Here is an 11,701-nt window from a genome sequence, read left to right as displayed (position 1 = left end):
AGGATAATCCAATGCCAGCTCCTGTAAAACATCCTCGCTGGTTGAGGGCGCCCCGCCTGCAGTTTTACGTACAACCGGTATGCCCATTTTTTCAAAAAGAATCTCCCCAACTTGTTTAGGCGAGTTCATATTAAATGGCTGCTCTGCTAAAGCATAAGCCTGCTGCTCTAAATCAACCAAACGCTGACCCAAGTCTTGGCTTTGTTTCTGTAGCAATGCTGTATCAATTGCTACACCATTGCGCTCTACTGTTGTTAACACCTCGGACGTTTTTAGCTCTATCTGATAAATACGCTCCAGCCCTTCGTGACTTTTAACCTGTGGGCGTAGGACACGATGCAAGCGCCACGTCATATCTGCATCCTCACACGCATAATGAGCTGCTACATCCACAGCGACCTCATCAAAGCCTATTTGCTTAGCGCCTTTACCACAAATGGACTCATACGATGTCCCTGTCACACCAAGCCAACGCTGCATAAGGTCTTCCATATTGACACGTTGGTGCGCTTGCAATACATAAGCTTGCAGCATGGTGTCCTCGGCAATGCCAGCCAACGTAATCCCCTCGTTCGCAAAAACGTGTGCGTCATATTTAGCATTGTGTAAAAGCTTTGCTGCCTTCGAGGAGGTAAGCCACGGTTTAAGTTGTTCTAACACCCATGCTTTATCGAGCTGTTGCACTTGATCTGGACCACGGTGCGCCAACGGGATATAACATGCTTGGCCCGGCTCCACCGAAAAAGACAAGCCCACTAAGCGCGCTTGCATTGGATCTAATGAGGTGGTTTCCGTATCCAAAGCCACTAGTTCAGCTTGCTGCAATTTATCCACCCATTGCAAAAACTCCGCTTTATCTAGCAGCGTGCGGTAATCCGTCGAAGTAATCGTTAATACCGGTACCGCTTCTGCAGCGGCTTGTGGCGCAGAGGGAGCCGCAGAAGCTTTACTGCGATCCTGGGTGGGTAATTGGTCTTCATTGCCCGTCAGCTCTCGCAACCAGGTTCTAAAACCATATTCATTAAAATAATGCTCTAGTTTGGCCGTGTCTTGGGCTCGAGGTGCTAAGTGCGTAATATCGGTAAGCGTCTCAGGCAGCTCACAATCACACTTAATGGTCACCAACTGGCGAGTTAGCTCAAAGTTAGGGATAAACTCACGTAAATTATTACCCGCTACCCCTTTGATTTCATCAGCGTGGGCAATTAGATTATCCAAGCTCTGATATTGGTTAATCCATTTAGCAGCTGTTTTGGGCCCCACCTTAGGCACGCCGGGGATATTATCAGAGGTATCTCCCATCAGCATTAAATAATCAATAATTTGTTCGGGCTTTACCCCATACTTTTGTATTACTCCCTCCACATCCAACCGTTCATCTTTCATCGTATCTATTAGCTCAATGTTTTCGTTTACTAATTGAGCTAAATCCTTATCACCGGTGGAAATGATGGTATGCACGCCCTTGGCGCTGGCTTTGCAAGCTAAGGTCCCAATCACATCGTCCGCCTCTACCCCTGGAATACACAGTAAAGGCCACCCCATTGCTTGTATAATCTGATGCAAAGGGGCAACTTGTTGGGCTAAATCCTCGGGCATGGATTCGCGCTGAGCCTTATATTCCGTATACAATTCATCTCGGAAGGTTTTACCCTTAGCATCAAACACACAAGCCATATAATCCGCATCAATGTCTTGCAGAAGCTTGCGTAGCATATTGATCACACCATACATGGCACCCGTGGGTTCACCACGTGCGTTCGTTAAATTACTACGCAACATTGCATAATACGCACGATATAAATAACTGGACCCATCAACTAGCAACAAGGTTTTTTTCATGTCTAATAATAAAATTGTTCGTTTACCTGCATCGATGCAAATCCCCACCATCAGCAAAGAACTGCACACAGCTGCAGATACTTTACAGGAAATCGGTTGGGGGGTAAGTGTTTTTGGTAGCGCACGCATTAAGCCAGAGCATAAATACTACCAATTAGCCGAAGAACTAGGGCAGCGCTTAGCCAACGCCGGCTATCCTGTGATTGCTGGCGGTGGTCCTGGCATTATGGAGGCAGCCAACAAAGGCGCCTATGAAGCAGGCGGCAAAAGCGTCGGCCTAAATATACGCCTACCCCGTGAAACCTCTAATAACCCTTATCAAACTCATAGCTTACAGTTTGAGTACTTCTATTCGCGCAAGGCCACCTTTTTTATGCATAGCGCAGCATATATAGCCCTGCCAGGTGGTTTTGGAACTCTAGATGAGCTGTTTGAAGCAATCACCCTTGTGCAAACGCGTAAAAATCCGCCTGCTCCTATTGTACTCGTCGGCTCTGAGTTTTGGTCAGGCTTGGTGCAGTGGGTAAAAGATCAGTTAATTCCCCATGCGTTTATCTCGCCAAATGACGTAAACTTAGTCACAATTACGGATGACTTAGATGAAGTGATGGATATTGTGAATGCTTGCTGTTCGCAAATCGTTTCTGAAAGCGATAAAGCACCAGCTCTTCCTCAAGAAACGCCCTACACCAAGGATTAATGATGAGAAAACATATAACACGCCTATTGGCTGCGACTTTATTTTCTGTCGCCTCTCTAGCACAGGCTAGCGACTTTAAAGAAATTCGTATTGCTACAGAAGCCGGCTACCCGCCTTTTGAATATATCGCTCCCAACGGCGAGCTCCAAGGCTTTAATATTGATATTGGCAATGAAATCTGTAAACGCCTAGAAGCCAAATGTGTTTGGATTGACCAGTCTTTTGATAGCCTAATCCCAGGCTTACAAGCACGTAAGTTTGACCTGGCAAACTCCACGATGACAGCGACCGACGCTAGACGCAAAGTCATTGATTTTTCGTCCCCGTTGTACATCGTTGCCTCGCGCTTGGTTGCACACAAAGATAAACCTTTAGAACCCACGGCAGAGTCCTTAAAGGGGCTACGTGTTGGCGTACAACAGGGGACCACCATGGAAACCTATGCTCGCAAAGAATGGGCACCTAAAGGGGTTCAGATCATTGCTTACCCAAGCTACACCAATGCGTTTACCGACTTGGCGGCGGGCCGTATTGATGCTTCCTTCCAAGAAGCCCCCAATGCGGTAAACGGCTTTTTAGATAAACCCGAAGGTGCTGATTTTCAACTTACGGGCGACACCATTAAAGATAGCGCCATTTTAAATGAACCCATCGCTATTGGCTTACGTAAAGGAAACAAAAAACTCAAAGCCGCAGTTGACGAGGCCATTCAAGCGATGCTCGCTGATGGCACAATCCAACAGCTTAGCCAAAAATACTTCGAGCCAAACACCATCGAGTTCCCCTCTGGTAAATAACTCCCGTATAATCAATCACTTTTACTATAAAACCCGTTTTATGCGGGTTTTATACTGTCTTTAGCTTTTATTACTTTTTCACATGTTCTTAATGGGTTATGGCCCGCAACTGGTCGCGGGAACATGGGAAACCATTAAATTAGCAATACTCTCTTTGATAGTAGCCGTAGTATTAGGCTTAATCGCTGCAAGCGCTAAACTATCAAAAAATCGGCTCGCTCGTACTCTGGCTGCCTGCTACACCACGCTAATTCGCGGTATCCCTGACTTGGTTTTACTGCTACTGATCTTTTTCAGTATGCAAATGTACCTCAATGAGCTCACGGATTTACTCCATTTACCGTATATCGACATTGAGCCTTTTACCGCTGGGGTTCTCACCCTTGGCTTTATCTATGGCGCTTACTTTACCGAAACATTCCGCGGCGCGTTCATAGCCATCCCCCCCGGCCAAGACGAGGCCGCTATCGCATACGGCTTAACCCGTTGGCAGCGTTTTCACCGCATTCAATTTCCACAAATGATGCGCCATGCTATCCCCGGCCTAGGAAATAACTGGCAAGTACTACTAAAAGCCACAGCGCTGGTCTCACTCATTGGGCTTAACGACCTTGTCAAAGTGGCACAAAATGCGGGCAATGTCACCTTTAAAGTGTTTTTGTTTATCAGCATTACTGCCCTGATTTACTTAGCACTCACTACGGTCTCTAATGGTGTGTTGTACCTTTTAGAAAAACGCTATTCCGTTGGGGTAAAACAGGCTGAGTTATGAATACCGTTATCGAAGAATTTTGGCAGGCCTATCTTTACTCTAGCAATGGGCAGCTATCGGGGCTTGCAATTACACTGTGGCTGCTGTCTATATCCTTAGCCATTGGCTTTGTGCTATCCCTATTTATGGCCATTGGCCGCAACTCCGCTCGCCCTTATATCGCTAAGCCTATTTGGCTCTTTACCTATGTGTTTCGGGGTACACCTTTATATGTACAGATCCTTTTTATTTATACAGGGATGTACAGCCTAGAGCTCGTCAAACAAACCCCCGCACTGAATGCTTTTTTTCAAAGTGGTTTTAATTGCATGGTGTTGGCTTTGGTACTAAATAACGTAGCCTATACCACAGAAATTTTTGCCGGAGCGATTCGCCAAACTCCCGCCGGAGAAATTGAAGCCGCTCGTGCCTATGGCATGAAAAAAAGTACGATGTATCGTCGTATTATTTTGCCTTCCGCTTTGCGTCGAGCGCTACCCGCTTATAGCAATGAAGTCATTTTAATGCTTCATGCTACCTCGTTAGCTTTCACGGCTACTGTACCCGACATTTTAAAAATTGCTCGTGACGCGAACTCTGCCACCTATGAAACCTTTGCCTCTTATGGCTTAGCGGCATTGATTTATTTAGTGATTTCTTTTATTTTTGTTGGCATTTTTCGTTTATTAGAAAAGCGCTTACTCCTTCCTCTTCAGCCTCACACCCATTAAGTCATGTCCACCAGTCCTAAACTTACTGTTCATAATATTCATAAAAGCTACGCCGATCACCATGTGCTCAAAGGCGTATCCTTAAGCGCACAGGCAGGCGATGTGATTTCCATCATTGGCTCAAGTGGTTCTGGAAAAAGTACCTTTTTGCGCTGCATTAATTTTTTAGAATTGCCTGATCAAGGGCGAGTCCAGCTAGATCAGCTAAGCGTAGAAGCTATTCGCAGCTCAAAAGGGAAGCCTACCATCTCTGATCTAACAACACTGCGAGCCATGCGCACACGTTTAGCCATGGTTTTCCAGCACTTTAATCTATGGGGGCATATGAATGTGCTTGCTAACGTCATGGAGGCCCCCACGCAAGTATTAAAAATAAGCAAAAAAGAAGCACAAGAGCGTGCCGAATACTATTTAGAAAAAGTGGGTCTACCTGTAGCGGCTTATAAACAATACCCGGCCCACTTGTCTGGTGGTCAACAGCAGCGCGTGGCCATCGCTCGTGCGCTAGCTATGGAACCTGAGGTCATGCTCTTTGATGAGCCCACCTCTGCCTTAGACCCCGAGCTGGTCGGCGATGTACTGCGTGTCATGCAGCAACTAGCCGAAGAGGGTCGTACCATGCTGGTCGTCACACATGAAATGGGCTTTGCGCGTAATCTGAGCAGCGAGGTGGTTTTTTTACATCAAGGTCTGATCGAAGAACAAGGCTCACCTAAAGAAGTCCTGGACCACCCAAAAAGTCCACGTCTACAGCAGTTTTTAGCTGGCAATCTCAAATAAAAAAAGCGGACATAAAGTCCGCTTTTTCATTAAACGTCATCTCGTGCGTGTTTACGACGCTCATGTTCTTTGAGATAACGCTTACGCAAACGAATGGACTTAGGTGTGACCTCAACGAGCTCATCATCATCAATAAAATCCACCGCATACTCAAGCGTTAAACGAATCGGAGGCACCAAGTCAATGTGTTCGTCTTTACCCGATGCACGGATATTCGTTAGCTTTTTCTCTCGAATCGGGTTTACAACCAAGTCATTATCGCGACTATGAATACCAATAATCATGCCCTCGTAAACAGGGTCATTGGGGCTAACAAACATACGCCCACGCTCTTGCAGTTTCCACAACGCATAAGCAACGGCTTCACCATCATCTTGGCTAATTAACACCCCATTGCGACGCTCCCCTACGGTGCCTTCACGCATAGGACGGTACTCATCATAAATATGACTCATCAGACCAGTACCACGCGTTAAGGTCATAAACTCGCCCTGAAAACCAATCAAGCCACGGGCTGGAATACGGTATTCTAGTCGCGTGCGCCCATTTCCATCGGGTTGCATATCCAGTAGTTCACCACGACGGCGGCCGAGCTCTTCCATGATCCCGCCTTGATGGGCGTCTTCCACATCCACGGTAAGTAGCTCATAGGGTTCCATTTTGACCCCATTTTCTTCACGAATCAACACCCGTGGTCGGGATACAGCAAGCTCATATCCCTCGCGACGCATATTCTCAATGAGGATCGTAAGATGCAGCTCACCACGGCCACAGACTTCAAACGTCGTATCATCGCCGGTATCATTTACACGCAAAGCTACATTGGATTTTAACTCGAGCTCTAAGCGATCACGAATCTGACGGCTGGTCACAAATTTCCCTTCGCGCCCAGCTAAAGGCGATGAGTTCACCATAAAATTCATGGTCAAGGTGGGCTCATCAATACGCAACAAAGGCAATGGTTCAATATGGTTCGGATCCATCACCGTACATCCAATACCGATCTCTTCGATACCGTTAATCAAAACAATATCACCGGCCTGAGCTTCTTTGACTTGTTGTCGATCTAAGCCTTTAAATGTCTGTACTTGATTGATACGGGCTTTGATCGGCTCGCCTTCGGGTCCAAACTGCACAACGACCTCTTGCCCTGCACGCACACGGCCACGATTGACTCGTCCTACGCCAATTTTCCCAACGTAAGAGTTATAGTCGAGCGAGCAAATTTGTAATTGCAAAGGGCCATCGGGATCATCATCACGCTGGGGAACATGATCAATAATCGCCTGGAATAAAGGACGCATATCGCCTTCGCGGATATCAGGACTATGTCCAGCAAAACCCGCTAAGCCCGAAGCATAAATAATCGGAAAATCCAACTGCTCTTCCGTAGCACCCAGCTTGTCGAATAAATCAAAGGTTTCATTAATTGCAAAATCAGGGCGAGCTCCGCTGCGATCAATTTTATTCACGACCACAATAGGCTTTAAGCCGATTTCTAGCGCTTTGCGCGTGACGAAGCGGGTTTGTGGCATTGGACCCTCTACCGCGTCCACTAACAACAAAACGCCATCTACCATCGATAACACACGCTCCACCTCACCCCCAAAGTCGGCGTGTCCGGGCGTATCGATAATATTAATATGCGTTCCTTCAAATTCTGCCGCACAGTTCTTGGCTAGAATGGTGATACCACGCTCTTTTTCAATATCACCCGAATCCATCACGCGATCCGTCACATGCTCATTGGAACGGAACGTACCGGATTGTTTAAGTAACTGATCAACTAAAGTCGTTTTACCGTGGTCTACGTGAGCAATAATAGCCACATTGCGCAAGGCGCGAGTCATAGTGCTTCCTTCCTGAGGTTGTCTAGCTGTAATTCCGCTGGCAAACTGTCTAGAGCTAACAATAAACTGTCGCCATGCGAATGATTTTGTAAGGTTTCGAGTTCTACTGCATGATCAATAGAAAAAGGCCCAACTTGAGTGCGACGTAATGCCGTTAAATGGGCATAACAACCTAAAGCACGGCCAATATCTTGGGCTAAAGTACGTATATATGTGCCTTTACTGCAACGTACAAATATACGAATTTCGGTAGGGCTAAGCGCTAAAACCTCCAGCTGATGAATCGTCACATCTCGTGGAGGGCGCTCCAGCTCTATCCCCTGACGGGCATATTCATACAGAGGTTTACCATCGCGTTTTAACGCCGAATACATCGGTGGTATTTGTTGTATAGCACCCGTAAATTGCGGCAAGATGGCATACACCTGTTCAGGTGTAATGGTAAAGTCAGTCGCCGTGGCAACCGGCTCTCCGGTTAAATCACCGGAATCGGTTTCCACCCCTAACTGCAAGGTAGCTTCATAGGCTTTATCGGCCTCTAGAAGCAAACCTGATAATTTTGTCGCTCTACCAAAACAACATACCAATAACCCCGTAGCAAACGGATCTAAAGTGCCCGTATGCCCTGCTTTGCGCGCGTCTAAAGCACGACGAGCGCGTTGTAATGCATGATTACTTGAAAGTCCGGCGGGCTTATCGAGCAGCAACACGCCGTCCAACAAGCGTCCGCGTCGTCGGCTTGCCATGATCGTTATTCCTAAAGAAAAAAACCAAAAACGGCAGCCGATTACGGCTGGTCGTCTGGGTCGTCGTCGGGTTTCAGATCAGCGTTAAAAGGACGGTTCGCTTGCTCGATGAGTTTAGTCATCTGCATGCCCCGTACTACGTGATCATCATAAAAGAAGCGCAAAGTAGGTACGGTATGAATGTGCAGCATTTTATATAGCTGCGAATGCAACCAGCCTGCTTTGGCATTAAGAATTTCAGTCGCGGTTTCGGGCTCCGCACCAAGCACAGTGAAATGAACTTTAGCGTGGGCGTAGTCAGCAGACAGTTCCACACCGGTTAAGGTGATAAGCCCCGCCTGCGACATATCGATTTCGCGTTGGATTAGAGCTGCCAGATCCTTTTGGATCTGGTCAGCCAAGCGGACATTACGTCCGCTTATAGGTTTGGTTTTATGTCTTGCCATAAAAATTATAAAGTACGGGCAATTTCTTTGATTTCGAAGATTTCGAGTTGATCCCCGACCTCGATATCATTGTTGCCGCGTAAAGTAATACCGCAATCAAAGCCCTGACGAACTTCACGCACGTCGTCTTTGAAGCGTCGTAAAGAATCCAAGTGCCCTGTCCAGATCACCACGTTATCACGCAGCAAACGCACCTGCGAATCCCGTTTCACTAGACCCTCGGTCACCATACAACCGGCCACTTTACCAATGCGAGAGATATGGTAGACCTCGCGGATTTCAACCATACCAATGACTTCTTCTCGCTCTTCGGGTTTCAGCATACCGGATAGCGCGGCTTTGACTTCGTCTACAGCATCGTAAATGACGTTGTAATAACGAATATCAATACCATTGAGTTCGGCTTGTTTACGTGCGGTGGCTTCTGCACGCACGTTAAAGCCTAGAATCACGGCATTCGAAGCAATAGCCAAGTTCACATCGCTTTCGGAAATACCACCTACCGCCGCGTGTACCACTTGAACTTTAACTTCGTCCGTAGCCAATTTTAATAACGAAGACACAAGCGCTTCTTGTGACCCTTGTACATCCGTTTTAATGATAAGCGACAACACTTTTGCCTCGTCGCTAGCGTCCTCGAAGAGAGACTCAAGGCGAGCTGCTTGCTGACGCGCTAGTTTTACATCGCGGTATTTACCCTGACGGAACAGAGCAATTTCACGAGCTTTACGCTCATCTGCCATGGCAATGAGCTCATCACCCGCAGCGGGTACCTCGGTCAGACCTTGGATTTCTACAGGAATCGATGGCCCTGCCTCTGCCAAGTTCTTACCGAGCTCGTTCGTCATGGCTCGCACTCGACCAAAGCTAGCCCCAACGAGTACGGTGTCACCACGATGTAGCGTACCACTCTGGACTAAAATCGTTGCCACTGGACCTCGCCCACGATCTAAGCGCGCTTCGATCACAGTGCCCCGAGCCGGTGTATTGACGGGAGCCGTTAGCTCTAGCATTTCCGCCTGAAGCAAAACGTTTTCTAGCAGCTCATCAATCCCCTCTCCGGTACGTGCGGACACAGGAACAAAAGGCACATCACCACCGTATTCTTCGGGAATGACCTCCTCAGCCACTAGCTCTTGTTTGACGCGCTCAGGATTACCCTCGGGTTTATCAATTTTGGTAATCGCTACCACAATTGGAACCTCGGCGGCACGGGCGTGGTGAATGGCTTCTCGTGTTTGAGGCATCACACCGTCGTCCGAAGCCACCACTAAAATCACCACGTCGGTGGATTTTGTACCACGCGCACGCATCGCCGTAAACGCTTCGTGACCGGGAGTATCTAAGAACGTGATATTACCGCGATCGGTTTTTACGTTGTATGCACCAATATGCTGGGTAATACCACCGGCTTCACCCGCTGCGATTTTGGCACGACGAATGTGGTCAAGCAATGATGTTTTACCATGGTCAACGTGCCCCATTACTGTCACGACTGGCGCGCGCGGCTCTTCTTCGACTTCCCCAACAAATACATCCTCTAGGAATGACTCGGGATCATCGAGTTTAGCGGCTACCGCCGTATGGCCCATTTCCTCGACCAAAATCATAGCAGTTTCTTGGTCTAAGACTTGGTTAATGGTGACCATTTGACCAAGCTTCATAAGGTGTTTAATCACCTCGGTCGCTTTAATTGCCATTTTGTGCGCTAAATCAGCCACCGTAATGGTTTCTGGCACAGCAACCTCGCGAGCGATAAACTCGGGCTGCTGAGGCTGCTGCTGACGCTGCTCTTCTTCGCGACCGCGGCGACCACGACGACCACCTCGGGAAGAGGCGCGCCAAGATTCTTTACCTGTTGCGGCTGCAGCCACATCTGCTTTAGACGTTTTACGGCGATTGTCATTCCAACCGCTATTATCTGCTGCTTTTGCTGGCTTAGCGACTTTTTTCGCCTCGGAGGCTTTAGCGTCTTTTTTGCTGGCTGTTTTCGTTGCTTTTTTGCTTTCCTTTTCAGGGTCAGCCGCACGCAATACTTTGCGTGGACGATTTAGCATTTCACTAATCGCAGCGGCCTCTGCAGCAGCAGCACGGCGAGCACGTTCACGCTCGCGCTCAGCTTCGGGGTCATCCACAACGGCATCAGAAATAGGATGGCGATCCCCTAAAGAAGGCACTGGCATTTTTGCCGCAGGGCGGGGTTTGGAATGGGCTGCGCCACGACCTTTATTGGTCTGCTCTTTACGCGCAGGGCTTGTCTTTTTAGCGGTTTTTTTCTCGTCGACCACGTTATCCTGTTTTTTCGTCTGTTCTGCCACGGCAGGCTTTACCTCTACAGCCTTTTCCACAGAATCAGGCTGCTTGTTAACTGGAGTCTGTGCAGTGGGCTCAACATGTTTTTGTGGAGCGGAAGCTTTGGCTTCGGGTGTCACAGACTGCGGGATTGGTTTGGCATCCGCCTGGGTTGGTGCGGATGGTGCGTTGACCTGATCAGGCTCCACCGCCTTTTCAGGTACTACGGGTTGAGTTGCTTCTGTTTTTGAAGCGACCTCATTAACCGGCTCCGGCTGAGCAGGAGCTGGTTTTGAATCGGTTTTCACAGATTTTGGCTCTGTAGTTTTGGTCACTACGGCAGGCTCCGCATCCACTTTAGGGGGTGCAGGCTGGGCCGTAGCTTGAGCTTTTTCAGCCTCTGCCAGTAACTCAGCGGTATCACGCTTTACAAAAACCCGTTTTTTACGGGTCTCTACAGGAATAGTGCGTGATCGCCCTGACCCGTCAGCCTGACGGATTTCGGAAGTTTTACGGCGCGTTAGGGTGATTTTAGCCCCACGAACCGAGTCCATCAATTTCGCTTTATCCGCTGCGGTGATGACATCGTTTACCGATTTTACCTGAACCCCTGCTGCACGCAGTTGTTCTAGCAGCGTATCGGCGGGCGTTTTTAGTTCTTTTGCGAACTGTTCAACTGTGTTACTCGGCATTCGACTCTCTCTTTAACTCTTTTATTCTAATAAATATGACCCCAGTTGCCGCACAAAAGTGCGGCGTATATGCA

At 48.1% G+C, this 11,701-nt stretch carries 10 protein-coding genes; 5 read left to right on the top strand and 5 right to left on the bottom strand.

The annotated features are described in order from the left end of the window. A partial coding sequence (locus Q1V74_RS10395; RefSeq protein ID WP_300648692.1) for a DNA polymerase occupies positions 1-1,842 on the bottom strand: 1,842 nt, incomplete at its 3' end. On the opposite strand from Q1V74_RS10395, the gene Q1V74_RS10390 reads away from it, so the two are divergent. The 5 genes from Q1V74_RS10390 to Q1V74_RS10370 all read left to right on the top strand — a co-directional run bounded on the left by Q1V74_RS10390 (position 1,841) and on the right by Q1V74_RS10370 (position 5,601). Next, on the top strand, positions 1,841-2,542 hold the full coding sequence (locus tag Q1V74_RS10390; protein ID WP_300648690.1) for a TIGR00730 family Rossman fold protein: 702 nt from the start codon (positions 1,841-1,843) through the stop codon (positions 2,540-2,542). The genes Q1V74_RS10395 and Q1V74_RS10390 overlap by 2 nt on opposite strands. Then, the gene (locus tag Q1V74_RS10385; RefSeq protein ID WP_300648688.1) at positions 2,542-3,339 is read left to right on the top strand and encodes an ABC transporter substrate-binding protein; all 798 of its coding nucleotides are present in this window, start codon (positions 2,542-2,544) and stop codon (positions 3,337-3,339) included. The genes Q1V74_RS10390 and Q1V74_RS10385 overlap by 1 nt, the downstream gene beginning before the upstream one ends. Before the next feature lie 82 nt (positions 3,340-3,421). Beyond that, a complete protein-coding gene (locus Q1V74_RS10380) occupies positions 3,422-4,111 on the top strand; it encodes an ABC transporter permease (protein ID WP_300648686.1) in 690 nt (229 codons plus the stop codon). Next, positions 4,108-4,821 carry a histidine ABC transporter permease HisM gene (gene hisM, locus Q1V74_RS10375; protein ID WP_260649021.1) on the top strand — a complete coding sequence of 238 codons (714 nt, stop codon included), beginning with the start codon at positions 4,108-4,110 and terminating at the stop codon, positions 4,819-4,821. The genes Q1V74_RS10380 and hisM overlap by 4 nt, the downstream gene beginning before the upstream one ends. 3 nt (positions 4,822-4,824) lie before the next feature. Next, positions 4,825-5,601 carry an ATP-binding cassette domain-containing protein gene (locus Q1V74_RS10370; protein WP_300648684.1) on the top strand — a complete coding sequence of 259 codons (777 nt, stop codon included), beginning with the start codon at positions 4,825-4,827 and terminating at the stop codon, positions 5,599-5,601. 29 nt (positions 5,602-5,630) lie between these two features. Here Q1V74_RS10370 and typA read toward each other — a convergent pair whose 3' ends face one another. The 4 genes from typA to infB are packed head-to-tail and all read right to left on the bottom strand — an operon-like array spanning position 5,631 to position 11,627. Next, positions 5,631-7,451, bottom strand: coding sequence for a translational GTPase TypA (typA, locus tag Q1V74_RS10365; RefSeq protein WP_260649023.1), 1,821 nt, complete (start codon positions 7,449-7,451; stop codon positions 5,631-5,633). After that, positions 7,448-8,197 (bottom strand): tRNA pseudouridine(55) synthase TruB, encoded by a 750-nt coding sequence (truB, locus tag Q1V74_RS10360; protein ID WP_260649024.1) that lies wholly within the window; start codon positions 8,195-8,197, stop codon positions 7,448-7,450. Before truB ends, typA begins: the two co-directional genes overlap by 4 nt. Positions 8,198-8,238: 41 nt before the next feature. After that, on the bottom strand, positions 8,239-8,643 hold the full coding sequence (gene rbfA / locus Q1V74_RS10355; protein ID WP_300648681.1) for a 30S ribosome-binding factor RbfA: 405 nt from the start codon (positions 8,641-8,643) through the stop codon (positions 8,239-8,241). 5 nt (positions 8,644-8,648) lie between these two features. Further along, positions 8,649-11,627 carry a translation initiation factor IF-2 gene (gene infB / locus Q1V74_RS10350; RefSeq protein WP_260649026.1) on the bottom strand — a complete coding sequence of 993 codons (2,979 nt, stop codon included), beginning with the start codon at positions 11,625-11,627 and terminating at the stop codon, positions 8,649-8,651. Between the last annotated feature and the right edge of the window lie 74 nt (positions 11,628-11,701).

Origin of the sequence: Paenalcaligenes sp. (assembly GCF_030152715.1) — a bacterium.
Lineage (GTDB): Bacteria > Pseudomonadota > Gammaproteobacteria > Burkholderiales > Burkholderiaceae_B > Paenalcaligenes > Paenalcaligenes hermetiae.
Note: the sequence above shows the minus strand (reverse complement) of the source record. Positions and strands in the feature narration are given on the sequence as shown.